This is a genomic window from Photobacterium malacitanum, assembly GCF_900185615.1.
GTDB classification, from domain to species: Bacteria; Pseudomonadota; Gammaproteobacteria; order Enterobacterales; family Vibrionaceae; genus Photobacterium; species Photobacterium malacitanum.
In genome coordinates this window covers 94,612-121,224 of sequence record NZ_FYAK01000009.1, presented here as the reverse complement: position 1 = coordinate 121,224, position 26,613 = coordinate 94,612, and the positions used below count along the sequence as shown (strand labels likewise).

Annotated in this window: 25 protein-coding genes and 1 rRNA gene; 9 read left to right on the top strand and 17 right to left on the bottom strand. The window is 40.7% G+C overall.

Features of this window, described 5'->3' with window-relative positions:
- The 7 genes from PMAL9190_RS16325 to cysG all read right to left on the bottom strand — a co-directional run.
- Window positions 1-87: ribosomal RNA gene (locus PMAL9190_RS16325) — 16S ribosomal RNA — on the bottom strand; the annotation flags it as partial.
- A 695-nt stretch (window positions 88-782) separates the two neighbouring features.
- Entirely contained in the window at window positions 783-1,520 is a 738-nt protein-coding gene (gene cysQ / locus PMAL9190_RS16320; RefSeq protein WP_087846091.1) for a 3'(2'),5'-bisphosphate nucleotidase CysQ, read from the bottom strand.
- Window positions 1,521-1,544: 24 nt separating this feature from the next.
- Window positions 1,545-2,168 (bottom strand): adenylyl-sulfate kinase, encoded by a 624-nt coding sequence (gene cysC, locus PMAL9190_RS16315; protein WP_087846090.1) that lies wholly within the window; start codon window positions 2,166-2,168, stop codon window positions 1,545-1,547.
- A gap of 19 nt (window positions 2,169-2,187) precedes the next feature.
- The gene (locus PMAL9190_RS16310) at window positions 2,188-3,918 is read right to left on the bottom strand and encodes an SLC13 family permease (RefSeq protein WP_087846089.1); all 1,731 of its coding nucleotides are present in this window, start codon (window positions 3,916-3,918) and stop codon (window positions 2,188-2,190) included.
- A 5-nt stretch (window positions 3,919-3,923) separates the two neighbouring features.
- Window positions 3,924-5,345 carry a sulfate adenylyltransferase subunit CysN gene (gene cysN, locus PMAL9190_RS16305; RefSeq protein ID WP_087846088.1) on the bottom strand — a complete coding sequence of 474 codons (1,422 nt, stop codon included), beginning with the start codon at window positions 5,343-5,345 and terminating at the stop codon, window positions 3,924-3,926.
- Window positions 5,346-5,355: 10 nt separating this feature from the next.
- On the bottom strand, window positions 5,356-6,264 hold the full coding sequence (cysD, locus tag PMAL9190_RS16300; RefSeq protein ID WP_087846087.1) for a sulfate adenylyltransferase subunit CysD: 909 nt from the start codon (window positions 6,262-6,264) through the stop codon (window positions 5,356-5,358).
- A gap of 13 nt (window positions 6,265-6,277) precedes the next feature.
- Window positions 6,278-7,693, bottom strand: coding sequence for a siroheme synthase CysG (gene cysG, locus PMAL9190_RS16295; RefSeq protein ID WP_087846086.1), 1,416 nt, complete (start codon window positions 7,691-7,693; stop codon window positions 6,278-6,280).
- 416 nt (window positions 7,694-8,109) lie between these two features.
- Between cysG and PMAL9190_RS16290 the strand changes: the two genes are divergently transcribed.
- The 4 genes from PMAL9190_RS16290 (at window position 8,110) to PMAL9190_RS16275 (ending at window position 12,168) form a co-directional block, all read left to right on the top strand.
- Entirely contained in the window at window positions 8,110-10,077 is a 1,968-nt protein-coding gene (locus PMAL9190_RS16290; protein ID WP_087846085.1) for a bifunctional 2',3'-cyclic-nucleotide 2'-phosphodiesterase/3'-nucleotidase, read from the top strand.
- Between the two features lie 94 nt (window positions 10,078-10,171).
- The gene (locus tag PMAL9190_RS16285; RefSeq protein WP_087846084.1) at window positions 10,172-10,768 is read left to right on the top strand and encodes a Crp/Fnr family transcriptional regulator; all 597 of its coding nucleotides are present in this window, start codon (window positions 10,172-10,174) and stop codon (window positions 10,766-10,768) included.
- A 66-nt stretch (window positions 10,769-10,834) separates the two neighbouring features.
- Window positions 10,835-11,296, top strand: a complete 462-nt coding sequence (locus tag PMAL9190_RS16280) for a GNAT family N-acetyltransferase (protein WP_065167951.1) — start codon at window positions 10,835-10,837, stop codon at window positions 11,294-11,296.
- Window positions 11,296-12,168 carry a DMT family transporter gene (locus PMAL9190_RS16275; RefSeq protein WP_087846083.1) on the top strand — a complete coding sequence of 291 codons (873 nt, stop codon included), beginning with the start codon at window positions 11,296-11,298 and terminating at the stop codon, window positions 12,166-12,168. The genes PMAL9190_RS16280 and PMAL9190_RS16275 overlap by 1 nt, the downstream gene beginning before the upstream one ends.
- A gap of 82 nt (window positions 12,169-12,250) precedes the next feature.
- On the opposite strand, the gene PMAL9190_RS16270 is transcribed toward PMAL9190_RS16275, so the two are convergent.
- Entirely contained in the window at window positions 12,251-13,111 is an 861-nt protein-coding gene (locus tag PMAL9190_RS16270; protein ID WP_087846082.1) for a LysM-like peptidoglycan-binding domain-containing protein, read from the bottom strand.
- A 124-nt stretch (window positions 13,112-13,235) separates the two neighbouring features.
- Between PMAL9190_RS16270 and bamJ the strand changes: the two genes are divergently transcribed.
- Both bamJ and PMAL9190_RS16260 read left to right on the top strand, forming a co-directional pair.
- A complete protein-coding gene (gene bamJ, locus PMAL9190_RS16265) occupies window positions 13,236-13,856 on the top strand; it encodes a BamJ family beta-barrel-assembly machinery protein (protein WP_060998717.1) in 621 nt (206 codons plus the stop codon).
- Between the two features lie 179 nt (window positions 13,857-14,035).
- Entirely contained in the window at window positions 14,036-14,539 is a 504-nt protein-coding gene (locus PMAL9190_RS16260) for a DUF2780 domain-containing protein (RefSeq protein WP_087846081.1), read from the top strand.
- Window positions 14,540-14,621: 82 nt separating this feature from the next.
- Here PMAL9190_RS16260 and PMAL9190_RS16255 read toward each other — a convergent pair whose 3' ends face one another.
- The 8 genes from PMAL9190_RS16255 to PMAL9190_RS16220 form a co-directional block, all read right to left on the bottom strand.
- The gene (locus PMAL9190_RS16255; protein ID WP_087846080.1) at window positions 14,622-15,386 is read right to left on the bottom strand and encodes a phosphoadenylyl-sulfate reductase; all 765 of its coding nucleotides are present in this window, start codon (window positions 15,384-15,386) and stop codon (window positions 14,622-14,624) included.
- Window positions 15,379-17,070 (bottom strand): assimilatory sulfite reductase (NADPH) hemoprotein subunit, encoded by a 1,692-nt coding sequence (gene cysI, locus PMAL9190_RS16250; protein WP_087846079.1) that lies wholly within the window; start codon window positions 17,068-17,070, stop codon window positions 15,379-15,381. The genes PMAL9190_RS16255 and cysI overlap by 8 nt, the downstream gene beginning before the upstream one ends.
- Entirely contained in the window at window positions 17,070-18,884 is a 1,815-nt protein-coding gene (locus PMAL9190_RS16245; RefSeq protein WP_087846078.1) for an assimilatory sulfite reductase (NADPH) flavoprotein subunit, read from the bottom strand. Before PMAL9190_RS16245 ends, cysI begins: the two co-directional genes overlap by 1 nt.
- A 166-nt stretch (window positions 18,885-19,050) precedes the next feature.
- Window positions 19,051-19,281: an RNA-binding protein gene (locus tag PMAL9190_RS16240; RefSeq protein ID WP_065167957.1), complete on the bottom strand. Its 231-nt coding sequence runs from the start codon at window positions 19,279-19,281 to the stop codon at window positions 19,051-19,053.
- 142 nt (window positions 19,282-19,423) lie between these two features.
- Entirely contained in the window at window positions 19,424-20,050 is a 627-nt protein-coding gene (locus PMAL9190_RS16235; RefSeq protein ID WP_065167958.1) for a TIGR04219 family outer membrane beta-barrel protein, read from the bottom strand.
- Window positions 20,051-20,137: 87 nt separating this feature from the next.
- The gene (gene pspG / locus PMAL9190_RS16230; protein WP_060998710.1) at window positions 20,138-20,371 is read right to left on the bottom strand and encodes an envelope stress response protein PspG; all 234 of its coding nucleotides are present in this window, start codon (window positions 20,369-20,371) and stop codon (window positions 20,138-20,140) included.
- 228 nt (window positions 20,372-20,599) lie between these two features.
- A complete protein-coding gene (gene dusA / locus PMAL9190_RS16225) occupies window positions 20,600-21,580 on the bottom strand; it encodes a tRNA dihydrouridine(20/20a) synthase DusA (protein ID WP_087846077.1) in 981 nt (326 codons plus the stop codon).
- Between the two features lie 261 nt (window positions 21,581-21,841).
- Window positions 21,842-22,396, bottom strand: a complete 555-nt coding sequence (locus PMAL9190_RS16220) for an outer membrane beta-barrel protein (protein ID WP_200813434.1) — start codon at window positions 22,394-22,396, stop codon at window positions 21,842-21,844.
- 913 nt (window positions 22,397-23,309) lie between these two features.
- Here PMAL9190_RS16220 and zur point away from each other — a divergent pair.
- Window positions 23,310-23,762, top strand: coding sequence for a zinc uptake transcriptional repressor Zur (zur, locus tag PMAL9190_RS16215; protein ID WP_087846075.1), 453 nt, complete (start codon window positions 23,310-23,312; stop codon window positions 23,760-23,762).
- Between the two features lie 220 nt (window positions 23,763-23,982).
- Window positions 23,983-24,189, top strand: coding sequence for a cold-shock protein (locus tag PMAL9190_RS16210; protein WP_087846074.1), 207 nt, complete (start codon window positions 23,983-23,985; stop codon window positions 24,187-24,189).
- A gap of 90 nt (window positions 24,190-24,279) precedes the next feature.
- Here the strand turns inward: PMAL9190_RS16210 and pgi are convergent, their stop codons facing one another.
- The gene (gene pgi / locus PMAL9190_RS16205; protein ID WP_087846073.1) at window positions 24,280-25,932 is read right to left on the bottom strand and encodes a glucose-6-phosphate isomerase; all 1,653 of its coding nucleotides are present in this window, start codon (window positions 25,930-25,932) and stop codon (window positions 24,280-24,282) included.
- Window positions 25,933-26,189: 257 nt separating this feature from the next.
- On the opposite strand from pgi, the gene PMAL9190_RS16200 reads away from it, so the two are divergent.
- On the top strand, window positions 26,190-26,609 hold the full coding sequence (locus PMAL9190_RS16200) for a secondary thiamine-phosphate synthase enzyme YjbQ (RefSeq protein ID WP_087846072.1): 420 nt from the start codon (window positions 26,190-26,192) through the stop codon (window positions 26,607-26,609).
- Window positions 26,610-26,613 lie beyond the last annotated feature (4 nt).

Genomic DNA, 26,613 nt, shown 5'->3' with positions numbered 1-26,613 from the left:
CAAGCTATCAATCTGTTACCGCTCGACTTGCATGTGTTAGGCCTGCCGCCAGCGTTCAATCTGAGCCATGATCAAACTCTTCAATTAAAGTTTTGTTGTTTCTTTCGAAACGGCTCAATGAATACTGTTAAAATATCGATTACTAGAAGCTAGTAATGATATTTGAATTGACTGTGCCAAATAATCCTTCTCTATAAAGAGAGGAGTTATTTGTATTGGTCACTAGTATCATTGATAAATCTTTCGACTTAACTATTCAACGAGTGCCCACACAGATTGCATGGTCAAATTGTTAAAGAACATTAGCGCAATACGTCGTATTGGCTGAGGCTGCGTATATTACTCCGCGCCAATTTAAAGTCAACAAGTTTTTTGAATTTATTTTTCAAAACCCTTTAATGACCTGCCTTGCGTAAGATATATTTAATATTTCTTACCATTTGAATAAAATTCAAATCAAGACTGCGATTTTCACATCTAATATTAAAGGTAAAACCGTAATTAAAGCTTGTGAATTTTTATAAACCGCTTACCGACAAGTTATACACAGGTTGTAATCAAGTTACTAACCGCACGTATTCCGTATCGTTGGGGTGCATTATAGATAGAACGAGAAGGATGACAATTGTTTATTTGGTTTTTTTGGTGCGAATGCTAGTAATACCAACCAAAAGCCACAAAAGAGTCAATTTTCATACAGAAAGACTCTTTGTTGATAGTCGTTATTTGAAAATAGTGCTGACTATTTAACCACTCCATGACTTTTGGTTCATTTATGATGTTTATGAAACAACAAAAGCAGGGTTCAATAACGTTTCACGATCATAACGAAGTGGAAAACCATCGAGATCGTTCACTGTCGCGCCAGCACTTTCAGCAATACATTGACCAGCCGCAGTATCCCACATCATTGTTGGTCCTAAACGCGGATAATATTGAGCTCGTCCTTCAGCGACTAAACAAAACTTTAATGAAGATCCTACTGCCACTAATTTATGCTCACCGAGTTGTTGAAGGTAAGCCTCTAACTCAACCGAAGGATGTGAACGACTACCAACAACTGTTGGTACAGTAGCAGGTAAAAGACGAATGACCTCTTTGCCTGCTTTAGTAACCAGCCAAGCTGTTTTTCCATCACCTAACCAGGCTTTATTTAATGCCGGAGCATAGACAACGGCTAAAATCGGTTTTCCATTCTCAACCAGCGCAATGTTAACAGTGAACTCGCCATTCTTATTGATAAACTCTTTGGTACCATCAAGTGGGTCCACCAGCCAAAAAGATGACCAATGTTGGCGCTGGTGCCAATCAGTCTGTGGTGATTCTTCTGATATGATAGGAATGTCGGGAGTCAGTTGCTGTAATTGACTAATAATAATTTCATTTGCAGCAAGATCAGCAATGGTGACGGGGCTATTATCGTGTTTATTTTCAATGGCTATATTACTATGATAATGCGTCATTATCGATTTACCTGCATCCAATGCAATGGCATATATAGCATCAAGTAATGTGGTCACTTACGGTACTCCTATTACCGATGGTCAAGCAATGATACTTCGATGACGTAAAGCATTAATACATTGCTCAACCAATTCATTAATATTATGACTATCAGCGGCTAAGTGAATTTCAGGCTGTAAAGGCGATTGGTACTCTGCATCAATCCCTGTAAATTGCTTTATTTCACCTGCTCGTGCTTTTTTATACAGTCCTTTAGGATCGCGTTTTTCACATTCAGCTAAAGGCGTATCAACAAACACTTCGATAAACTCCCCCTGTGGCAGTAAATCTCGTACTATTTGTCTTTCTTCACGATGAGGAGATATAAACGCACTCAGTACGATCAATCCTGAATCTGCCATTAATGTGGCAACCTCACCGATACGGCGAATATTTTCACGTCGATCTTGAGCTGAAAAACCAAGATCTTTACACAATCCGTGCCGAACATTGTCACCATCTAACAAATAAGTATGGTAACCCAATGCCAGTAACCTATGCTCTAGCGCGCCAGCAATTGTCGATTTTCCGGCACCACTCAATCCTGTAAACCATAATACACAAGGTTGCTGTTGCTTTTGCTGCCCTCGTTGTTGCTTGGTCACACTATAGCTATGCCAAACAATATTATTGTTATCATCATGAGACTTTGGTGTGGTATTCATAACATATTCCATTGTTAATTTAGTTAAAAGGAAAGACTAATGGGATCAAGATCAACACTACTGTGGAATACACAATCGAGAGCGGTAACCCCAGTTTCAGATAATCTCTAATTTGATAATTACCAACGCTATACACCAACAAATTAGTTTGATAACCATAAGGAGATATAAAACTCGCACTCGCGCCAAAGAGTACGGCCATAATAAACGGCATTGGGTCGACGCCATACCCAAGCGCTAAGCTATAGCTAATAGGAAAAGCTAAGGCAGCAGCTGCATTATTGGTGATCAATTCTGTCAGAACTAATGTTAGTAAATAAACCGCAATTAACCCGCCGTAAACCCCCCAGCCATTAAATGCGGTGATCAAAGCTTGCCCCATATGGTGTGATAAGCCACTGGTGATCATTAATTGCGCCAGTGTTAATGCAGATCCAACAATCACCACAATATCAATCGGAAATCGGCGTCGAAGTTCTGTAAAAGAAATCAGTCCTAATCCAACGAGTAACACCAAATAAATAGCCAATCCTTTTATTAAGGGTAACCAATCAACTAATGCCAATACGATAACACTTAAAAATCCAACTAATACGGTGGCGCTACGACGTTTATCTAAACGTGTACTTGAATCAAGCCCATTAACCAATACAAACTCACGTTCAAGCATAACCCGCTTTTGATTAAACATTTTTCCCGGCACAATAACTAACGTATCACCTGCGCGTAACTCAATATTTCCCAAGCCCCCCGCTAATCGTTCATGACCACGACGAATTGCGACCACAACGGCATCAAAGTTTTCTCGAAATTGGGCATTTTTTAAAGTACGACCACAAATAGCAGCAGAATGGCTAACCACGACCTCCATCATCGACTGGCCATTTAAATGATGCTGTCCAAATAGATGCAAACCGTCGATTTCTTGTAAGGTGGTAACACTTTCAATATCACCACAAAACAATAACCGATCACCTGCTTGTAAGTGTGTGTTAGGACAAACCGGTGCAATGGTTTTACCATCACGAATTAATTCAGCTAAAAATAACCGTCGTAATGCTCTCAATCCATTTTCTGCGACCGTTTTTCCAATCAATGGAGAATCACTTTTAACGCGCGCTTCTAAAAAATAAGGTAATAGCTCTTCGCTATGATCGTCGTTATCAGGTAATAAATAACTCAAGGGTATTAGAATCATTAAACCGATCACTAATACTGCTAAGCCAATCATGGACGGGGCAAAAAATCCCAGACTAGGTAAACCAACATCTTCAACAAAACTATTAATAATAAGGTTGGTTGATGTTCCAATGAGGGTCAGTGTTCCCCCTAAAATAGCAGCATAAGATAAAGGCAGTAATAATTTAGAAGGTGCATGACGCTGATTACGTTTTATCGCGCCAATTAACGACACCACCACCGCAGTGTTATTAGTAAATGAAGATAATAACGCGGTTGATATTCCAAGCTTTGCGACAACTGAGCTATGACCACCTTGTGAAATTTGCCGCCCGACCCAACTTATCAAGCGTGTTTTTTCAAGTGCTATCGATACTAGAATCAATAACACTAAAGTTAATAACGACGGGTTAGTAAAATTTGCGGCAATGGCTGGTAATTCAATTAAATTTGATTGAAAACCAATAAACGCACTGCCAGCAAATAAATACGCGGGTTTAATCTTCGTGGTGAGCAAGCAGAGAATAATCACTACTAGCATTGCCAGCACAGTAGCTTGTTCCCAGCTCATTCACGTTACTCCAGTAATTGACCAATATCTTTGGCATCCCAATGTGGGAAATGTTTGCGAACGAGCGCGTTAAATTCAACTTCAAACGCTGAATAACGACTGCTTTGCTGATCGGCGAGTGCTTCACGAACTAAACCTGCGCCAACAGTGACATTGGTTAAACGATCGATAATGATAAATCCGCCCGTGTCTTTGCAGGTCTGATAGCTATCTGCAGCTATCGCATCATGAAGATTGATTTCACACAAACCAATACCATTAAGCGGTAGCGTCTCGCTAGCAAAAGTTTCAAGACTATTAATATCAACTTGATGACGTATAGCACTCACACTGCCTAAGGTTTTTTTACCTGCGACTTTAATATCATACTGACGCCCAGTCGCGAGTGCGGTCTCCCCCATCCACACGATATCAGCCAGTACATTATTACTTAATGGCACTTCGTCTTCGGCTGCAATCAAAGTATCACCACGGCTGATATCAATTTCATCCGCTAAGGTAACGGTAATTGCTTGCCCTTGAGCTGCGGTTTTCAAATCACCATCAAAAGTAACAATACGCTCAACTGTAGATGTTTTTCCTGAAGGTAATGCGGTTACACGCTGTCCTACATGAATTTCGCCGGAAGCTAATGTGCCAGCAAAACCTCGAAAATCAAGATTAGGTCGATTTACATATTGAATAGGAAAACGTAATGCTGACGAGTCATCACCAGAGAATAAATCTACCTGTTCTAATAGGGTCAATAACGGCTGACCTTGATACCACGCCATCTTGGCACTTTGACTGACAACGTTATCGCCTTCTAATGCCGATAGTGGCAACACTTGAATATTGATCTTAGGATTAAGCTTTTTTGAGAATTGAAGGTATTGCTGCTGAATTTCTTCAAAACGCGTTTGGTCGAAATCAACTAAATCCATTTTATTTACCGCCACAATAAACTGGCGAATACCTAATAGGCTAGCAATGTAAGAATGACGACGCGTTTGATCTAACACACCCTTACGTGCATCAATCAAAATAACCGCAACATCACACGTCGATGCACCTGTTGCCATATTACGGGTATATTGCTCATGCCCTGGAGTATCAGCAATAATGAACTTACGTGCTTTGGTTGAGAAATAACGATAAGCAACATCAATGGTGATCCCTTGCTCACGCTCTGCTTGTAAACCATCGACTAATAAGGCTAAGTCCGGTTTATCGCCTGTGGTACCGACTTTTTGACTGTCGGTATGGATAGCCGCAAGTTGATCTTCATAAATCTGATGCGAGTCATGTAACAGGCGACCTATAAGAGTACTTTTGCCATCATCAACGGAGCCACAGGTTAAAAACCGTAGCAGCGATTTATTATGGTGTTGATCAAGGTAAGCTTCGATACCCAGCTCTGCCACCTGTTGTTCTATGACACTATTCATTATTCTCTCCTTAGAAATAACCCTGGCGCTTTTTCAATTCCATTGAGCCCGATTGATCATGATCGATGGCGCGTCCTTGGCGTTCACTTGAAGTGGCCACCAGCATTTCTTCGATGATCCCCGGTAAAGTATTAGCAGTTGATTCCACCGCTCCTGTTAATGGGTAACATCCTAAGGTTCTAAACCGGACACTTTTTTGTTCAATGGTTTCGCCGGGTTGTAGCTCTAAACGTTCATCATCCACCATAATTAACATGCCATCACGCTCTACAACTGGTCGTACTTGGGATAGGTACAGTGGCACAATTTCAATTTGCTCAAGGAAGATATATTGCCAAATATCGAGCTCAGTCCAATTGGATAACGGGAACACGCGAATACTCTCGCCTTTATTAATCTGACCGTTATAGGTTTTCCATAATTCAGGGCGCTGATTTTTAGGATCCCAACTGTGGTTTTTATCTCGGAAAGAATACACACGTTCTTTGGCTCGCGACTTTTCTTCATCACGGCGAGCACCACCAAATGCGGCATCAAAACCATATTTATCGAGTGCTTGTTTTAGGCCTTGAGTTTTCATAATATCGGTATGCTTTGACGAACCATGGGTAAATGGCCCCACTCCCATCGCGATCCCCTCTGGATTTTGATGAACTAATAAATCAAAACCGTATTTCTTGGCGGTACGATCACGAAACTCAATCATTTCACGAAACTTCCAAGTGGTATCAACATGCAATAGCGGAAATGGAATTTTTCCGGGATAAAAAGCCTTACGGGCTAAATGCAACATCACTGATGAATCCTTACCAATCGAATACATCATTACAGGGTTATCAAACTCAGCGGCGACTTCACGCAAAATATGAATACTTTCTGCTTCGAGTTGCTTGAGGTGGGTTAAACGTTTCGGGTCCATCTCTCTCTCCATGCTATGCCAGCTTCACTACCGCTTCAGGTTGCGGTGATAACTGTTCCTTTGTTGTGAACCAAGCTAATTTATGTGACAACTTAACGACTTCACCGACCACAATTAACGATGGCGAAGCAGCATGCAGTGCTAAATCGGCAAGTTGATCTAATTGTCCGGTTAATACTTTTTGGGTGGTTTGTGTACCGCGCTCAATAATAGCAATAGGCGTTTCAGCGGCGCGGCCATGTTGTAATAACTGCTGTTGAATGTGACTTGATTTCATTAACCCCATATAAATCACTAAAGTTTGATTACCACGGGCTAAAGTTGACCAATCAAGCTGCTTACCATCGGGCTTTAAGTGACCGGTTATAAACATTGCTGTTTGCGCGTAATCGCGGTGGGTTAATGGAATGCCAGCATAAGCAGTGGCGCCAGCTGCTGCGGTAATGCCCGGTACGACTTGAAAATCAATACCAGCCTCTGCTAGCACTTCTAATTCTTCAGCGCCACGCCCAAACACAAATGGGTCACCACCTTTCAGCCTTACAACGCGTTTACCTTGTTGGGCATATTCAACAATTAATCGGTTCGTTTGCTGTTGCGGCACACTGTGAAAACCGGCTTTTTTTCCTACACAGACAAGCTCTGCATCACGGCGTACTAATGCCATCACTTCATCAGAGACAAGGTAGTCATACAGCACCACATCGGCTTGCTGCATTAATTGCAACCCACGTAAAGTTAATAACCCTGCATCACCAGGCCCGGCACCAATTAAAGCAACTTGACCGACAGGCGATGTATGCTGATGTAATTGTTGTTGTAATGCTTGCTGCGCTTCTGTATCGCGACCGACGGCAACCAAATCAGCAAAACGACCATTAAATGCTTGCTCCCAGAAGGCGCGACGACTCGAAAATGAAGGAAGCTTGGCTGCAAGGTAACCTCGAAAACTACCCGCCAGCGTTGCCATCTTGCCTAAATGCTGAGGGAGTATTGCTTCTAATTTTTGACGTAATAACCGCGCTAAAACTGGGGCTTTACCTGATGATGAAATGGCAACAATGATAGGAGAACGATCGACAATAGAGGGCACAATAAAACTACAACGCTGCGTATCATCCACTACATTGACTAATACTTGACGTTGATTAGCTGATTGATACACCAACGCATTAAGTGCTTTATGTGGCGTTGCAGCAATAGCCAAAAAAACACCATCGAGATCGCTCGGTGAAAATGCTTCGCTAATATAACGAACTTGACCTGCAGCAATAGCCGCTTCAAAGTCAGCATTAAGCTTTGACGCTATCACACCGACATCAGCTCCAGCTTTTAATAACATCCTTGTCTTGCGCCATGCGCTATTGCCACCACCGACAACCACACATGGTCGACGTTTTAAGTCTGCAAATATTGGCAAATAATCCATTGTTCACTCTCCATTGTTGCTCTGTTACCACTATAGAGAGGCTGCGATATTACTTGAAATTCTAAAGTTTCATTTTTTATACCTAAAAGTTTGGTTGGAACAATGGTCCTTAATTTTTGAGCACCGAATAGAATGATCAACCATGAATAAATACAAACTAAATATAAATAGCTAATAGCAAGCCTAATGAAGCATATTCAAATATCACTTCGAACCTAAGTTATGCTTTTTCTTTCTTAATTTAATTAACGCGTTGTGCTTTTAAGTGTGTAATTGCTATTTGTTGGCGGCTTAATAATAGCTATGCATATAAAAAATGAGAGTTAAAGCACAATTACGTGATAGGTGGCGATAGTATTCGCATAAGATTTGCTATTTTAGGCGCGCTTTTCTTGCCTACCCTTTTGGAGATTCACATGACACTAGCTGTTAAACCTTTATCTATCGCGGTATTGGGCGGACTACTGTTGCTTGCAGGTCCTGCAAATGCAGAAACGATTAAATTACGTATTCTTGAAACAACTGATATTCATACCAATGTGATGGATTATGATTACTACAAGGATAAGCCAACCGATAAGACGGGTTTAGTACGTACTGCGACTTTGGTTGAGAAAGCACGCGCAGAAGTAACAAACAGTGTGTTAGTGGATAACGGTGATTTGTTGCAAGGTAGCCCTATGGGTGATTACATGGCGGCAAAAGGCATAAAAAAAGGCGAAGTTCATCCGGTTTATAAAGTCATGAACCAGCTTGGTTATGCTGTTGGTAATATTGGTAACCATGAATTTAACTATGGTTTAGATTTCCTTGATACCAGTATTGAAGGTGCTAACTTCCCTTACATCAATGCCAACGTATATGATCTAAAAACAGGTAAAAACTTATTCACACCTTATCTTATTAAGGATTACACCTTTAAAGATAATGATGGCAACAACCAAAAACTAAAAATTGGTTATATCGGTTTTGTACCACCGCAAATTATGGTGTGGGATAAAAACAATCTTGAAGGCAAAGTAGAAGCCAAAGACATTAAACAAACCGCTGAAAAGTTTATTCCACAAATGAAAGCGGAAGGGGCTGATATTATTATCGCCATTCCACATTCAGGCGTATCAGCTGACCCATATAAAGTGGGCGCAGAAAACTCAGTCTACTTCCTGACTCAAGTTGAAGGAATTGATGCGATCGCTTTTGGTCACTCACATGCCGTATTCCCTAGTAAAGACTTTGCCAGCCTACCTGGTGCTGATATTGAAAAAGGCACTATCAATGGTATTCCAGCAGTAATGCCGGGCCGCTGGGGCGATCACGTCGGTATTATGGATTTAGTATTAGACAAAGACGGTAATAGCTGGAAAGTAACCTCTGCTCAAACTGAAGCGCGTCCGATTTTTGATAAGGCTAACCAACAACCATTAGTAAAAGCCGATCCTAAATTAGTTGCAGCAGTGACAATTGATCATAACGCTACTCGTGATTTTGTGAATCAGCCAATTGGTAAAGCTAGCGATGTGATGTACAGCTATTTAGCATTGGTTCAAGATGATCCAACAGTACAAATCGTCAACCTTGCGCAGAAAGACTATGTTGAACGCTTTATTCAAGGCGATCCCGATCTTGATGGTCTACCTGTATTATCAGCAGCGGCACCATTTAAAGCCGGTGGTCGTGGTAATGACGCAGGTAACTACACTGAAGTAGAAGCAGGACAACTGACATTCCGTAATGCCGCTGACTTATACTTATACCCAAATACACTGGTTGCAATGAAAGTGACGGGTAAAGAAGTTAAAGAGTGGCTTGAATGTTCAGCAGCACAGTTTAACCAAATTGATGTTAATAGTGATAAACCACAAGGTTTAATTAACTGGGATGGTTTCCGTACTTACAACTTTGATGTCATTGATGGCGTCAAATACAACATTGATATTTCACAACCAGCTAAATACGATGGCGAATGTAAGCTAATTAATCCAACCGCGAACCGAATTAAAGATTTAAGCTTTAATGGTAAACCGATCGATTTAAAGCAAACGTTCTTAATTGCAACTAATAATTACCGTGCTTACAGCGGCAAGTTTGCGGGCACAGGCGAAGCATTTATTGCCTTCGCATCACCGGATGAGAACCGCACTGTATTGTCGGATTACATCAGTCGTGTTAGCAAACAAAAAGGTCAAGTAGTACCAAGTGCTGATAACAACTGGCACTTCACGCCGCTGACAAGTGATAAGCAGTTAAACATTCAATTTGAAACAGCAAACAGCGATAAAGCGGCAACGTTTATTAAAGAAAAAGGCCAATACCCAATGCAAAAAGTAAGCACCACTCCGGGTGGGTTTGCGATTTACCAATTGGATCTTCAGCCTAAAAAATAATCACTATATTAAGTAACATCAATATACCGCAACCTTGGTTGCGGTATTTTTTTGATACACTACTGCTACAGCCTCTTTAAATGTTAGATAACCTATGCCATCTAAAAACCACGTTGAATTAACCACTTTTTTAACCCAACTTGGTGCTGATACAGCAACCATTAACGATGTGGTTGCCGTTGCAGAACAACTAGAACTACCCACTCGACATATTCTATTACACCAAGGACAAACGCCAACCCATTGCTACTTTCTGTTAAATGGTCTTTGTCATGCGTGCTACCTTACGGATCAAGGTAAACAATTCAGTAAAGAGTTCTACTGGGATCAAGATGTAATTATTGGCTTTGAAAGTTTAATCACTAACGCACCTTCAGCATTTTTATTAGAAACATTATCTGCCAGTCAATTAATCATGTTGCCAATCAGCTTATTCCAACAATGGCGTCAGCAACAACATCCACTTTATCAAGCATTATTAGAACGCCAATTACTGCATAAAGAACACAAAGAACGCTTTATGTTAATGCACACGCCAGAACAGCGATTACAATTATTTTGCGACCATTTTCCAGCGTTAGTCGGCCGTATTACCGATTACCAATTAGCGTCTTACTTAGGGATTACTTCTATTAGCCTCAGTCGTATTAAAAAACGGATTGCAAGTAACGATATTATTGAGAAAAGTTAACCATTGTTAATTTCATGACGAATAAATATCGATACACTCGAAGCATACTTAACAAGGACTTCAATCATGACAACTTGGCAATGTTTACCCTTTGAACAGCTGACCACCCACCAGCTTTATGACCTTTTAAAACTACGTTCCGACATATTTTGTGTTGAACAAAACTGTGTGTACCCCGATCTTGATGATCATGATCGTGCCGACAATGTTTATCACTTACTCGGTTATGCTAATAATGAGTTAGTCGCGTACTTACGTCTCTTAGCACCAGGGGTAACCTATGACAATGTCAGCATTGGTCGAGTGGTAGTAACACCAAACCAACGTAAATCAGGATTAGGGCATCAATTACTGCGTCAAGGGTTAGCACATGCGGAAGCAATTTGGCCGCAGCAATTAATTGAAATTGGCGCTCAACAATACTTAGTTGATTTCTATCAATCACACGGCTTTACTCAGACCTCTGAAATGTACCTTGAAGACGGTATCCCTCACGTTGATATGCAATTATTGCAAGAGCTGGTGTAATGCGGTGGTCCGCCGTTTCAATAGGTATTGCGATTTTAATTTGCGGCAATTTATCGTCATCATTATCTGATGTGGCTGTAAAACTATTAAATGGTAGCGTATCAGCATTTCAATATATGTTTATTCGCCAATTATTAAGTGTGATGCTAATTACACCGTTATGGTTACGGTTACCCTCTGCCCAACGTGATATTGGCCATTGGAAAATTAATGCTATTCGTGCGCATCTGGTATTAGCGGGTAGTGGCATGTTACTGATTGCCATAACCTATTTACCATTAGCAACCGCTAATGCCCTGTTTTATGCTGCACCGTTATTGATGCTGCCACTCTCCATGATCATTTTAGGTGAACGCCCAAATAAACAAAAAGTACTGGCAACTGCAATCGGCTTTATTGGCATAGTGATAGTGTTACGGCCAGAGCAGTTTCATTGGGCAGCATTTGCTGCTTTAGGCACGGCGTCTACCTTAGCGCTGTATAATGTTTTAGTGCGAAAACTGCCACCACAGCAGCCGATTATCAGTACTCTGTTTTGGACGGGTATTTTATCATTACCAGTATCGAGTCTATTAGCGTATCAATATTGGCAACCGTTACAGACCGAGCAATGGCTATTAATTACGGCAAGCGCGATATTCACATTAGGCTATCAAGGGAGTTGTGTTGCGGCATACCGTCAAAGTGAAACCTATAAAATTGGCCTTGCAGAATATTCAGGGCTGATATTCGTGACAGTTTTTGGTTATTTATGGTTTAACGAAACACCTGATTGGCTCACTGGATTAGGTATTTTACTGATTATAGTGCCAATGGCGCCATGGCCAAAACGTCGTTATCGTAACAATACCTTTATCCATGATAGCGATTAAAAACAAATCAGCCGCCAAGCTGACTTATAAGTAAGACAGATTCATTGGCGGCTGGTTGGTTTAGATCCAATTACAATCGAATTTATTGACGATAGAAACGTCCACTCGCATTTCTTGCATATGACGCAGAAATACCATTGCCTTGAATTTGTAAGCCGTCAATTTTACCTTGGCTATTTTGACGGTAACGTAATGTTTGTCCGGCTTGAATACGGCTAATTGGCTTACCCGCACCTTCAATATTCGCTATTGCATAAAGATCACCTAACGGTAAATTCTTATCACGGAAAATATTCGCTAGTGTTTCTCCAGCCGGCACTTTTAAACTGTACCACTTACCAGCAATACCCGCAGGTTGGTTCGCTACCACTGATGTCGGCTGGGCTTTAGGTGGAGCCGCTTTTGATACTACGACAGGTTTATGGGTTGTAGGATCAATGGTATAGACTTTACCGCCATTAATTGGGTAAATTTTTGATGCCATAGGTTTACGCTCTGGTGCCGGGCCGCGATCTTCCATTCCCCCTGTAGCTTTCATTCCTGCATCTTCTTTAATGTCAGCGCTATCTAATACTACATCGGTACGTTTAACCACTCTTTGCTTACCACTGCCATCAGGATTATTTTCTGCCTGAATATTTGGACCGGAGCTAACTTGGCTTGCAACATCACTATTGCCTAGGTTTAGTGAGATATCACGTCGCATCGGTACATTACCCGCCCCTCCTTCTAATTCCTGTTCTGACGGTAACATTAACACGCCAATAAATATCGGAATTAAAATGATCAACGCCCAGCGATGAAAACGTGGAAAACGCTGCCATACCTGACCAATGCCAGCTATACGCTCACCACACTTTGCCTTCATCACACCAATATTAAATGTTACTGGCGGTTGACGGCGGCCGTTTTTTTTATTTGAACGGCGATTTACCTTTCCCATATACAGCACTCCGAAGCTTCATATGTCACGCAATTAGCGAATATTAGTTACAAACATTTACCCGATGGGGGCGAAACTGTTATCCTGCTTACTTTAATTCATTCTACATTAAGAGATGACAATAATGTCTGACGTTAAACTAGATACAGTTGAGACTAAAGCAAGCTACGGTATTGGTCTACAAATGGGCCAACAACTAGCACAAAGTGGTCTTGAAGGCCTAAACGTAGCAGCAATTGCTAAAGGTATTGCAGCTTCTCTTGCTGGCGAGATGCCAGAAATCGAAGTTGACGAAATCAACAATGCACTACGTGAACTTCACACAGCAGCAGACGCTGCACGTCAAGAGCAAGCTAAACTAGCTGCTGCTGACGGTGAAGCATTCTTAGCTGAAAATGCACAGCGTCCAGAAGTTACAGTTACTGATTCAGGTCTTCAATACGAAGTTCTAGTTGAAGGTAACGGTGAAATTCCAACTTCTGACAAGCAAGTTCGTGTGCATTACCACGGTATGCTAACAGATGGCACTGTTTTTGACAGCTCTGTATCTCGTGGCCAACCTGCAGAATTCCCTGTAACTGGCGTGATCGCTGGTTGGGTTGAAGCTCTTCAAATGATGCCTGTAGGTTCTAAGTGGAAACTATCTATTCCACAAAACCTTGCTTACGGTGAGCGCGGCGCAGGTGCTGCAATCCCTCCGTATGCGGCACTAGTATTTGAAGTTGAGCTACTAGATATTCTTTAATATCGTAAGCTGAACATATAAATAAACGGCGCTTTAAGCGCCGTTTTTTATAATTGCAATAAACTGTTAACCAATAAAAAAAGCATTACAATTTGATAAATCTTCACTAGGATTGACATACCCAAGTCAATTTCTAATTTTAAAGACTTCGGTATTTATCTTTACTAAGGAGTCTCTCAATGAAAAAACGTCGTATCGTAACGACTCTCACTGCAGTTGCATTATTATCATCAAGTGCAATGAGCCATGCATTCAGCCTATCTGATGTCACGAGTGCTTTAGGGGGAGAAAACAGTGATCAAATTACCCAACAGATCGCAGATAACCCACTGACAAAAAATCTTATTTCTGAGCTTGGTGTCAAACCTGAACAAGCTGCAGGTGGCGCAGGTGCTTTATTAGGCTTAGCAGCAAGCCAACTTTCAGGCCCACAAGGCAATGAACTTTCAAAATTAATCCCTGGTGCTGAAAAGCTAACAGACTCACTACCAATGGGATTAGGTCAATTGCTAAGTAACCAAGCTAATATTGATAAAGTATTCTCATTGCTCGGAATGGATCCAAGCATGATCAATAAATTCATTCCCGTTATCACTCAATTCTTAGGCCAGCAAGGTGCAAGTAATGCCCTTTTAGGTGCATTAGATAAAGTTTGGGCACCAGCTGCTGCTGCTACAAAATAAGCAGACTCAACAGCAATAACCGACAAGGCAGCGTCTAAACGCTGCCTTGTTTTTTTATTAAACGTCGATATTTATCGGAGTATCAAATACCAGAACCATGCGATTCGGTATCATTATCTTCATGTAATCCACATTCACGCTTAAGACCAAAAAAGCGCGTTTCTTGCTCGGTCATACCCGGTTGCCATTTAACGGTGGTATGGGTATCCCCGACCGATAAATAGTCTTGCTGTTTTAATGGATGATAAGGTAGCCCGTGTTGTTGCAAGTAAGCATCGATATCTTCATTACTCCAATCTATCACTGGCAAAAATTTAAACCGCCCATTTTGAATCGCTAACACTGGCAATGTCGCTCGAGAATCTGCTTGCTCACGGCGTAAACCAGAAAACCAGGTACTCACATTGAGTTCATTTAATGCTCGTCGCATTGGCTCGACTTTATTAAGCTGGTTATATTGTTTAATCCCATCTACACCTTGTAGCCACAATTGACCATAACGTGCTTCTTGCCATGCGGCACTTTGTTTGGCGCTGTAGACATGAAGATTGAGGTTTAACTGCTTGGTTAAACTATCAATAAACTGATAGGTTTCAGGAAATAAATACCCGGTATCGGTTAGCACCACTACAATATTCGCTTTCGCTTGCGTGACCAAATGTAGCATCACTGCCGATTGGATTCCAAAACTAGAAGCTAACGCAAACTCCCCCTCAAGGTTCTCTAATGCCCATTGTACTCGTTGTTGCGCTGTCAGTGTCTCCAGCATGGCATTAATCTCAGCCAACTGAATAATTTGACTCACTTTTGGCAGTTCAAGCAACTCAGCCAGTTGAAATTTAGGCATAGAAATCCCTCATCGATATTTTTACTTCATCAATAATGCCAGCGCGAATGGTAAAATCACCAAAACCTTCATTCTGTTGACGCTCCGTTGCCCAGCGTCCAACTAAACTGTCCATTTCATCCATAATTTGAGCTACGGTAATATTCTCGCGATACATTTTTGGTACACGAGTACCGTTACGGTTACCGCCTAAATGAAGGTTATAGCGTCCTGGGGCTTTACCTACGAGGCCGATTTCAGCCAACATCGCGCGGCCACAACCATTTGGACACCCTGTGACACGCAGAATAATATTCTCATCTTCATTCAAGCCGTGTTTTGCTAAAATTCCTTCAACGTCAGTCACGAATTCAGGCAGAAAACGTTCAGCTTCCGCCATCGCCAGTGGACAAGTTGGCAACGAAACACAAGCCATTGAGTTTTTACGTTGTTCACTGACACTGTCATCCATCAAACCATGATCACGGGCTATCTGCTCAATCTTGGCTTTATCTTTTGCCAATACACCCGCAACAATTAAGTTTTGGTTAGCCGTCATGCGAAAATCACCGTGATGAATCTTAGCAATCTCAGCCACACCTGTTTTTAGTGGCTTATTTGGATAATCTAATAAACGTCCATTTTCAATAAACAGCGCTAGGTGATGCTTACCGTCGATACCTTCAACCCAACCAATACGATCACCACGTTCGGTAAACTCATAAGGTCGACTGTCCTCAAACTTAATCCCAGCACGCTTTTCAACTTCGGCTTTAAATACATCACTACCGACGCGATCTAAGGTGTATTTAGTCTTGGCATTTTTACGGTTGGAACGATTTCCCCAATCGCGTTGAGTGGTGACTACCGCTGCTGCAATATCTAATGTTTTCTCTAATGGAATAAAACCAAAATCATCAGCACGACGAGGATAGGTCGAGTGATCACCGTGAGTCATTGCCAGTCCACCACCGACTAAAACATTAAAACCAACTAATTGGCCATTGTCTGCAATCGCAATAAAGTTAAGATCATTGGCATGAACATCAACATCATTTTGCGGCGGAATAACCACCGTGGTTTTAAACTTCCGCGGCAAATAATTACTGCCTAAAATTGGTTCTTCATCAGTTGTTTCTCGTTTTTCTCCATCTAACCAAATTTCCGCATAAGCACGGGTTTTAGGTAATAGGTGCTCACTGATCTTTTTCGCCCACTCATACGCTTGTTGATGAAGTTCAGATTCTACGGGATTGGTGGTACACAGCACGTTACGGTTAACATCTCCTGCTGTTGCAATCGAATCAATACCCATTTTATTTAGCGTTTGGTGCATCAGCTTAATATTAGGTTTTAGTACCCCATGAAACTGAAACGTTTGACGAGTTGTTAAACGGATACTGCCATAAGAGGTGTGCTCATCGGCAAATTTATCAATCGCAAGCCATTGCTTGGGTGTGATCACTCCTCCCGGCATACGCGCACGCAACATTACATTTTGGAGTGGCTCTAATTTTTGCTTGGCACGCTCAGCACGAATATCACGATCATCTTGCTGATACATGCCATGAAAGCGAATTAACTGAAAGTTATCAGCGGTAAAGCCACCGGTAATGCGATCCCCAAGATCTTGTTCAATGGTGCCACGAAGAAAATTACTCTCGCGCTTTAGACGTTCGTTATCTGATAATTTTTGCTCTGTCATTAGTACACATCCCTTTGATAGCGCTTATCCTTACGCAGCTCGTTAAGATACTGCTCAGCCTGCTCGCGCGTTTTATTCCCTTGCTGCTCAATCACAGTTAACAAGGCTTGATGAACATCTTTTGCCATATGAGTTGCATCACCACAGACATAAACATGTGCGCCTTGTTGTAACCACTGCCATACCTGTACTGATTGCTCTAAAATGCGTTGCTGAACATACACCTTCTCGGCTTGATCGCGACTAAAAGCGACATCCATCTGAGTCACAACTCCAGATTTTAAATATTTTTGCCACTCAACTTGATAGAGAAAATCTTCAGTAAAGGTTCTATCGCCAAAAAATAACCAATTCTTACCACTTGCTTCACGGTTTTCACGCTCTTGAACAAAGGCACGGAACGGTGCAATACCGGTTCCCGGACCAATCATGATCACTGGCGTATTATCATCGACAGGCAATTTAAAGTTATTGTTGGCTTCAACAAACACTTTCACTGCATCACCTTGCTCTAAGCGCTGGGCTAAAAAGCTTGATGCGCCACCTTGGCGTTGCTCATTCGCTTTTTCAAACTCAACCACACCAACGGTTAAGTGCACTTCTTCACCTACTTCTTGTTGGCTTGAGGCAATAGAATATAAACGGGGCGTTAAACGGCGTAATAAACCGAGTAATTGCGCTGCGGTTAAGGATGTCTTCTTCTCAGCGAGTACATCAATAATTTGATTTTTGGCAGCATACTTGCGCAACTTTTCACGATCATCCACCAGCTTTTGTAACTTTTTACTACCTGAAAGTTCCGCATATTTAGTTACAAATTGTGGATTTGATGCGGTAATTTCATATTGAGTAATGAGTGCATCACGCAGGCTTAAAGTGCTGCCATCAACATAGACTGAAGTATCAGCTTCTAAGCCAAGTTTAGCTAAAATGGTATCTGCCAATTGGGGGTCATTTTCAAACCATACCCCGAGTGCATCACCTGGTTGGTAAGTTAACCCTGACTCTTCTAAGTCAATTTCAATATGACGCACATCTTTGTCTGAACCACGACCAGTGATTTTCTGGCTAACCGATAAACTGGCACTAAATGGGTGGTGTTTATTATAAACCGTAGTCGCAGCTTGATGTTGGCCTACAGGTAATTGCACCACTTCGGCTGCACCGGTTGATAACGTTTGTTGGGTTTTTTCCAATACCTGCAACTGCCATTCAGCCGCTGCTGCATCATAATCAACATCACAATCTAATCGCTCTAGCATTGGCTGAGCACCTAATTTTGCTAGGTATTGATCAAAATCTTTTGCCGTTTGACAGAAAAACTCATAACTCGAATCCCCTAAACCAATAACGGCATAATGTAAGTCTGGTAATTTAGGCGCTTTTTTTGATTGTAAAAACTCATGTAACTCAACGGCATCATCAGGAGCCTCACCTTCTCCATGTGTTGAAGCAACAATGATGACATGGGTTTCTTTAGCCAGATTTTTACCTTTAAAATCACCAGCAGAAACCAGCTTAACGGCAATATCTTGTGCCTGAGCTTGTTGTTGTAACGCTTCAGCAACCCCTTTGGCATTGCCTGTTTGTGATGCATAAATAATGGTTAATTGGCCTGCAGGCTTGGCTGCGGCAAGTACATTTGACGAAGGGGTAGCAGTTGCTGCTGGCGATTGAGATTGACTCAAGCCCCAAAAATAACCACTGATCCAAGCCAGCTGTTGGGGTGATGATTCTGCAGCCGCTAACTTGAGTTGATCTATTTGTTGATCATTGAGTGGGCTAGCTAAAGCTGATAGTTGATTGATTGACATAGCACGACGATCCCTATTCATTGCGTTATGTTAGAGTAGCTATTTAAGCTAATAACAAGAAAGAATAGATAAGAATGTTTTATAACCATTTGTAAGGTTAATCGCACAAAAAAACCAAACAGTGATATCACTATTTGGTTTTTAAATCAGGGCAAGTAAGTAATATTTAATATTCGTCAGCTATTCTAACCTGTTGAAAACCAACATCAAAAGCCTGCTGTGTCGCACTATCGATATCACCATAGCATTGCTCACTACCCGTGATATCCGTTAATGGTACTAAACCACCACGACGGTGACGAAATTCAACAATATAACCGCTATTAATCGATGGCTCGACCAATGCCTCAACAAGATCTTGGCGAGCATATAGGTGTTTCAATTCAGTCAATGTCATCACTTACTCCCCCTAATACCGATATTACTAATCAGTTTACTTACCTTTAAAAGTGGTACATAAACCCAATTAGCGCCAATAAAAAAACCACGAAATAATCGTGGTTTTATAACTGGATCACAGAATATTGGTTAACAGTTAATTAAAAATCAACTTCTACACCAGCAAACCATCCGTTTAGCTCTACATCACTTGAATCAGATTTCTTAAAGTCATAATCCATCATACGGTAACCCGCACGTAGATTAAGATCAGCAGCAATCAAACCTAAGCTGTATTTCACGCCCGCTTGACCATCAAACAAACGCGTGCCGTCATACTTACCTGCATTCGCTTGAGCAAAAACTGCAAGTGGTGTTGCTGGAATACCTAACTCGGCAGCAGCGTAAACTGTTGGCTGCCAATCACTAAAACTGTTCTGATGCTGAATTTTAACACCAGCAAACTTAGTCATTGTTACACCTAAATCAAGCGCGACTAAATCGTTATCAAGAATTTCATAGTAAGCGGTGAAATCACTTTGCTCAAAATTCACATTACCAGTATCAATATCGTTATAACGTACCATCACGTTAGGCACTAAAGGGATAAAATGCTCTAAAGATGCGTAATAAGATGTTGAGGTATCATCACTTTTATGACCATTTACTTTTGCATTTGTAAACCATGCATCCGCACCCACTTTGACACCTAATAAGGTATCAGCTTGGGCTGGAAGGGCTGCCGCTAGCGTCATTGCTGCTGCAATTGAAAGCACCACTTTTTTCATGCCGAGTCTCCGCTCTTTAACATTTTATGTAATTAATCGCACAAAATTATATCAGAAGCCGTATAAAAACTCTGCAACCAATCGCAGTTAATAGCGACGATGACGTGAGGCCTGCTGTTTATCAGCGTTACGCTCACGAAAGAACCAAATCCCCAACGCAATAACAATGATCCATGGTAGCAGTTTAAATACCAAACCTAACATTCCAACAACCGCCATCACGGCAAACCCCGCAGCAACAGCAATCAATAATCCAATCAAACTGACACCGGTAAACACCAACACCAAGGTAAAAGCGACTAAAAACAGAAACTCAAACATAGATTATCCTTTTCTTTTACTGCGTCATTCACATAAAGCCACAGTGCTGAATTAATTATTACCTACAATACTGCACAATCCACGCCAACTCTAAATTAATTATTTTGTTTATTTTTCATAGATATAAAAAAACGCCAATATATCAAATATTGGCGTTTACCATTTATTAGTCAATTTCACCTTACACTCGTAAAATTCACCACATTAATCTATACCGTTAAAATAGCGCTACACATCTAATTCAGCAGGAATTTTTGCTAGTGCTTGTTGCACCACTTCAATACCAGCTCCTGGCTTATGGGCATTTTCACTAATGTGTCGGCGCCACTGACGCGCACCAGGCATACTTTGGAATAAACCTAACATATGACGAGTAATATGGCCTAAATATGAGCCATTCGCGAGTTGGCGTTCGATATAAGGATACATCGCCTCAACCACTTCGCGACGTTTCATTACAGGACGATCACTACCAAATAAGCGCTGATCAACCTCAGCCATTAAGTATGGGCTTTGGTATGCTTCACGGCCGACCATCACACCATCAAGATGCTGGAGATGCTGCTCCATTTCTTCAAAAGTTTTAATGCCACCATTGATTGCCATCGTCAGCTGTGGAAAATCTTGCTTTAATTGATAAACACGTGGGTAATCCAGTTCTGGAATTTCACGATTTTCTTTTGGACTTAAGCCTTTTAGCCAAGCTTTACGGGCATGAATAGTAAAGTTATCACAGCCGCCTTTCTCTGATACCGTTTGAATGAAGTGGGTTAAAAACTCATAAGAATCTTGATCATCAATACCAATACGAGTTTTTACAGTAACAGGAATATCAACGACTTCACGCATCGCTGCTACACATTGTGCCACAAGATCCGCTTCACCCATCAAGCAAGCGCCAAACATACCATTTTGAACACGATCAGAGGGGCAACCAACGTTTAAGTTAATCTCATCATATCCACGTTCAACTGCTAACTTTGCACACCGCGCAAGATCGACTGGGTTTGAGCCACCTAGTTGTAACGCTAATGGATGCTCTTCTTCGTTATACGCTAAGAAATCACCTTTACCATGGATGATCGCGCCTGTTGTTACCATTTCAGTGTACAACAATGCTTCTTTACTCATTAAACGATGAAAGTAACGGCAATGACGATCAGTCCAATCCAGCATCGGTGCGACGGAAAAACGAGCGGTAGGATACATACTACAATATTCCTTAAATATTAAGTGGTTATAGCAAATACCACCTACGGGTATTGCAATATACTTCATCCTACTTAGGCTTTTTTAGCAATAAAGAAGCGGATGAGGGACAATTTAGGAGCCACGAACTGTCCTAAAATATCGTTTGAGGCGCGGATTCTACCTTAAAATAGTCACTGTCACCATTGTTACCCTAAACCAAAAAAACGCTCGAAACCCACGGATAGAGTTTCGAACGCCAAAAGTTATTTTACTTTAGAACTAAAATTTATAATCGACAGACCATACAACTTGTTCAGTTGCTTTTAGACGTGTATTGGCTTGGCTATAATTTTGATCTAAATAACGGTAAGTTAAATCGCTAGAAATGGTATTCGTCAATTGGATATTTGCACCTACTTGCCCCCCCCAAACAAAATCAGTCGCACTTTGTGCACCAGCATTAGAGTATGAGATACGATCATGTGAAATTCCCATTGACGGGCCTGCAAAAAGGTTAATTGTAGAAGTGACAGGCATTAAATAGTCATAAGAAGCTAAGAATAGGTTTTGAGTGTGCTTTGCTTTAGCGTCCTCAATCGAGTAACGATCTTTTTTATAACCATATGTCGCACTCAAACGATGGTGGTCATTGACAATAACACCGGCACGTAATTGATAACTGGCATCCTCGCTATGTTTTTTTGCATCGCCTTTAAAGGTATCTATTTGATATCCTATACCGCCACCAATAAAGCTTTCTAGATTACTTTGTGCCATCACATTTGATGATAATACGCTTGAAAATAATGCCACTGCTAATAGACTTTTTTTCATTATTTAATTCCTTTTGTTTACGGTAACACCGTTTATAGATAAATAACTTACAACGTGTTTTAAGTGTTGAATTTATTTGTCACTCGTAAACTAAAACAGGTTAACTGTACCGCAACTTAATGAATTATAAGGATATTAGTTATCTTACTCGAGCCTGAACAGCTGTAACTAAATAACATTAACACCTTCAATAAAATGTAACCATATGTGTAGCACACTCGATAATGATAAGTAGGTTATCAAACAATTTCAGAATAGTACTTGATAGAATAATACGAGGATTGTGGAGGATATTTAATAACGAAAAAGGCCTTGAACAATCGTTTGTTCAAGGCCTTTTCAATATTCTTGTTAACGTCAGAGCAATGCTTTGGCTAACAACAAAAACGTTACTTAGTCATGTTACCGCTTTTGTACATTGAAGAGAATACAGGCGTGTAAAGAGCAACGATTTTATTAATGATACCAGACATTTTTCTACCTTAAAGATTAAGCTATTTATGTATAACCATCGCCTAATTTCTAAATATTTAAGGCATCGGTCACGTTTCGATGGGCGTCATTATAGGTATTTTGTATTAGTTGAGAAATGAAAAAAACACTACCTAGACATTAGTTTTTCTAATCTTATATTAATGGCTATTTGTATGATGATCATACCCCTCATTAAATATAAATTAACACTGAATTAGATGCGATATACGGCCACGAATAGAATCAAATCTACCATCATAATAACTAAACACCGCAACTATCCTCCATACATTTATAAGCCACTATAACGATTATCATTGATGATAACGTGATCATTAACACGTAATCTCTTTCATCATCGCTATTGCATACTAAGTGTGAGTATGTTTTCAAGTAGCTGTGATAAAATAACAACATAATGACGTTTTTTTGAGGCTCTATGACGGTTCAAACTCAACTGCTAGCCAAAGCACAACTGCTCTGTGATCAACGCGGGGTAAGAATGACACCCCAGCGATTAAAAGTACTGGCACTGATCATTAATCATCATAGTTCTATTAGCGCTTATGAATTACTTGATTTACTTAAAGCATCAGAACCCCAAGCTAAACCACCAACGGTTTATCGCGCTTTAGATTTTCTATTAGCACAAGGGTTTGTGCATAAAGTAGAGTCAACCAACAGCTATATTGCCTGTTGTGTGCTAGGTCATGCAGAGCATTGCTCACAATTATTAATTTGTGATAAATGTGGATTTGTTGAAGAAACTCACGATGATGAACTAGCAAAGCTGTTACGTATAAAATCAGAGCAATATAGTTTTACGAGTAAGCATCACGTAATTGAAAGCCATGGTATTTGCCATAAATGCCAGCAAGCTAACCACGACTAATCCAATGTTAGTGCTATCACAAATGGTGGTAGCACTCTTTCGCTATTCACAAACTATCGTGATGATATTAAACACAGTATTAATTAACGTTAGCTCAAACATAAAAGCATAATAAAAAACTACTCATTGTCATAAATTCGATCTAGACTGAGCCAGTCATAAGCACCTAGTTACCTATTAGCTATGACTACTACTATTAGTCTATAAGGGAAAGACGTACATGAGTAAACTGACTGGAACCGTAAAATGGTTCAACGACGATAAAGGCTTTGGTTTTATTTCTGCTGCCGATGGTAAAGATGTGTTTGTTCACTTCAGTGCTATTCAGGCTCAAGGACGTAAAACATTACGTGAAGGCCAAAGTGTTGAGTTTATCGTAACTGATGGTCAGAAAGGCCCCCAAGCTAGTGATGTTGTTGCACTATAACAGTACAAAAAGCAAAAAATAAAAAACGCCGCAGTCATAATGATTGCGGCGTTTTATTTTATCGGCTAACTCTTTAACCAATAATCGGCATTATGCACGCCATTGTTTAAATGCATTGATCAAGCCATTGGTTGAGCTATCGTGGCTCACAACACTTTCGTTGCTATTTAGCTCAGGTAAAATTTGGTTAGCCAGCTGCTTACCAAGTTCTACACCCCACTGATCAAAACTAAAGATGTTCCAAATAACACCTTGAGTAAAGATTTTGTGTTCATATAACGCAATCAACGCGCCTAATGTATATGGTGTAATTTCTTTAAGCAGAATAGAGTTCGTTGGACGGTTGCCTTCAAACACTTTAAATTCAGCTAACTCATCGATTTCTTGCTGTGATTTACCTGCAGCAACAAATTCAGCTTCTACTGTCTCGCGGCTCTTACCAAATGCTAATGCTTCTGTTTGAGCAAAGAAGTTAGCCATTAGTTTAGGATGGTGATCACCTAATGGATTGTGGCTAATTGCCGGTGCAATAAAGTCACATGGAATTAATTTAGTACCTTGGTGAATAAGCTGATAGAACGCATGTTGACCATTGGTACCAGGCTCGCCCCAAATGATAGGACCAGTTTGGTAATCTACTGGTTTACCGCCACGATCAACATACTTACCATTAGACTCCATGTTACCTTGTTGGAAGTAAGCAGGGAAACGGTGCATATATTGGTCGTAAGGAAGAATAGCTTCTGTTTCAGCGCCGTGGAAATTATTGTACCAAATACCAATTAACGCCAAGATCACTGGTAACTTTTGCTCTAGCGGTGCTTGAACAAAGTGGTTATCCATTGCATGACCACCTTCAAGTAACTTAACAAAGTTATCAAAACCAACCGCTAAGCTAATTGAAAGACCAATCGCAGACCATAGTGAGTAACGGCCACCTACCCAATCCCAGAACTCAAACATATTATCAGTATCGATACCAAACTCAGCCACTGACTCTGCATTCGTAGAAAGCGCTGCAAAGTGCTTCGCCACGTGGGCTTTATCTTCGGCCATTGCTAAGAACCAATCACGTGCTGATAGCGCATTAGTCATGGTTTCTTGAGTGGTAAATGTTTTTGATGCAATTAAGAATAATGTTGTTTCAGGATTTAAGTCTTTTAGCGTCTCAACAATATGGGTTGCATCAACGTTAGAAACAAAGTGCATGTTTAGACGGGTTTTGTACGCAGATAGCGCTTCAGAAACCATGTAAGGACCAAGATCTGAACCACCAATACCGATGTTAACGACATCAGTAATTTCTTTACCAGTATAGCCTTTCCACTCACCGCTCACGATACGATTTGTGAAGCTTTCCATTTTAGCTAATACGGCATTAACCGCTGGCATAACATCTTCACCATCAACAATGATTGGCGTATTGCTGCGGTTACGTAGCGCAACATGAAGCACAGCACGATCTTCAGTTCGGTTAATTTTCACGCCGTTGAACATATCTGCAATAGCGGCCTCTAACTCGGTCTCTTTTGCTAGTGCAAACAACTTAGTCAAAGTTTCTTCTGTGATCAGGTTCTTTGAGTAATCTAATAAAATATCAGAACCAAATTGAGCAGAAAACTTGGCAAAACGCTCGCTATCATTAGCAAATAAATCACTTAATTCAAAATCTTGAGCTTGTTCAAAATGAGCTGTCAGGGCTTGCCATGCATTGGTTTGCGTTGGATTAATGTTCTTTAACATAATAATGTTCCCGATGTTGTTATGTTCATCCCTCGAATCATATCACCTTCGAAAGATCCTTGATCTATGCCTGTTACCTAGCAGGCTAGGTATCTAATAATAATGCTATCTGTTACAACTAATTATGACTTTAAAATAACATTATCGTCATTGCGTCAAATCACGAAAATATGACAGCATCATACCTGTATTTATCAATAAGATGATAATGGTAATCACTAATTAGACTAAAAGGTTTCACCGATAGGTAAATAGCTATGTGGTATCAAAAGACGATTCATCTTACTCCGAGAGCGCGAGGGTTTCATCTAATAACCGCCGAGATAGAGCAAAATTTAACAATAATTCAATCATTAAAGGTTGGGATCGTACATTGCTTTATTCAGCATACATCAGCCAGCTTAACCATTAATGAAAATGCAGACCCAACTGTTCGTGATGATATGGAGGCGCATTTTAATCACAGTGTTCCTGAGCGTGCGACTTTTTATCAACATACTTATGAAGGTGATGATGATATGCCTGCCCATATTAAAACCTCACTACTTGGTAATAGTATTAATATTCCAATTACTGATGGTCAACTCGCGTTAGGTATATGGCAAGGAATTTACTTAGGTGAGCACCGCGATCACGGTGGCTCACGACGCATTGTTATTACTGTTCAAGGCGAATAACAAC

What these genes read in the sequence shown, in the direction of transcription:
- cysC (WP_087846090.1), bottom strand. Translation starts at nt 2,168, where the DNA reads ATGAATACCACACCAAAGTCTCATGATGATAACAATAATATTGTTTGG.
- PMAL9190_RS16310 (WP_087846089.1), bottom strand. Translation starts at nt 3,918, where the DNA reads ATGAGCTGGGAACAAGCTACTGTGCTGGCAATGCTAGTAGTGATTATT.
- cysN (WP_087846088.1), bottom strand. Translation starts at nt 5,345, where the DNA reads ATGAATAGTGTCATAGAACAACAGGTGGCAGAGCTGGGTATCGAAGCT.
- cysD (WP_087846087.1), bottom strand. Translation starts at nt 6,264, where the DNA reads ATGGACCCGAAACGTTTAACCCACCTCAAGCAACTCGAAGCAGAAAGT.
- cysG (WP_087846086.1), bottom strand. Translation starts at nt 7,693, where the DNA reads ATGGATTATTTGCCAATATTTGCAGACTTAAAACGTCGACCATGTGTG.
- PMAL9190_RS16290 (WP_087846085.1), top strand. Translation starts at nt 8,110, where the DNA reads ATGACACTAGCTGTTAAACCTTTATCTATCGCGGTATTGGGCGGACTA.
- PMAL9190_RS16285 (WP_087846084.1), top strand. Translation starts at nt 10,172, where the DNA reads ATGCCATCTAAAAACCACGTTGAATTAACCACTTTTTTAACCCAACTT.
- PMAL9190_RS16280 (WP_065167951.1), top strand. Translation starts at nt 10,835, where the DNA reads ATGACAACTTGGCAATGTTTACCCTTTGAACAGCTGACCACCCACCAG.
- PMAL9190_RS16275 (WP_087846083.1), top strand. Translation starts at nt 11,296, where the DNA reads ATGCGGTGGTCCGCCGTTTCAATAGGTATTGCGATTTTAATTTGCGGC.
- PMAL9190_RS16270 (WP_087846082.1), bottom strand. Translation starts at nt 13,111, where the DNA reads ATGGGAAAGGTAAATCGCCGTTCAAATAAAAAAAACGGCCGCCGTCAA.
- bamJ (WP_060998717.1), top strand. Translation starts at nt 13,236, where the DNA reads ATGTCTGACGTTAAACTAGATACAGTTGAGACTAAAGCAAGCTACGGT.
- PMAL9190_RS16260 (WP_087846081.1), top strand. Translation starts at nt 14,036, where the DNA reads ATGAAAAAACGTCGTATCGTAACGACTCTCACTGCAGTTGCATTATTA.
- PMAL9190_RS16255 (WP_087846080.1), bottom strand. Translation starts at nt 15,386, where the DNA reads ATGCCTAAATTTCAACTGGCTGAGTTGCTTGAACTGCCAAAAGTGAGT.
- cysI (WP_087846079.1), bottom strand. Translation starts at nt 17,070, where the DNA reads ATGACAGAGCAAAAATTATCAGATAACGAACGTCTAAAGCGCGAGAGT.
- PMAL9190_RS16245 (WP_087846078.1), bottom strand. Translation starts at nt 18,884, where the DNA reads ATGTCAATCAATCAACTATCAGCTTTAGCTAGCCCACTCAATGATCAA.
- PMAL9190_RS16240 (WP_065167957.1), bottom strand. Translation starts at nt 19,281, where the DNA reads ATGACATTGACTGAATTGAAACACCTATATGCTCGCCAAGATCTTGTT.
- PMAL9190_RS16235 (WP_065167958.1), bottom strand. Translation starts at nt 20,050, where the DNA reads ATGAAAAAAGTGGTGCTTTCAATTGCAGCAGCAATGACGCTAGCGGCA.
- pspG (WP_060998710.1), bottom strand. Translation starts at nt 20,371, where the DNA reads ATGTTTGAGTTTCTGTTTTTAGTCGCTTTTACCTTGGTGTTGGTGTTT.
- dusA (WP_087846077.1), bottom strand. Translation starts at nt 21,580, where the DNA reads ATGTATCCTACCGCTCGTTTTTCCGTCGCACCGATGCTGGATTGGACT.
- PMAL9190_RS16220 (WP_200813434.1), bottom strand. Translation starts at nt 22,396, where the DNA reads ATGAAAAAAAGTCTATTAGCAGTGGCATTATTTTCAAGCGTATTATCA.
- zur (WP_087846075.1), top strand. Translation starts at nt 23,310, where the DNA reads ATGACGGTTCAAACTCAACTGCTAGCCAAAGCACAACTGCTCTGTGAT.
- PMAL9190_RS16210 (WP_087846074.1), top strand. Translation starts at nt 23,983, where the DNA reads ATGAGTAAACTGACTGGAACCGTAAAATGGTTCAACGACGATAAAGGC.
- pgi (WP_087846073.1), bottom strand. Translation starts at nt 25,932, where the DNA reads ATGTTAAAGAACATTAATCCAACGCAAACCAATGCATGGCAAGCCCTG.
- PMAL9190_RS16200 (WP_087846072.1), top strand. Translation starts at nt 26,190, where the DNA reads ATGTGGTATCAAAAGACGATTCATCTTACTCCGAGAGCGCGAGGGTTT.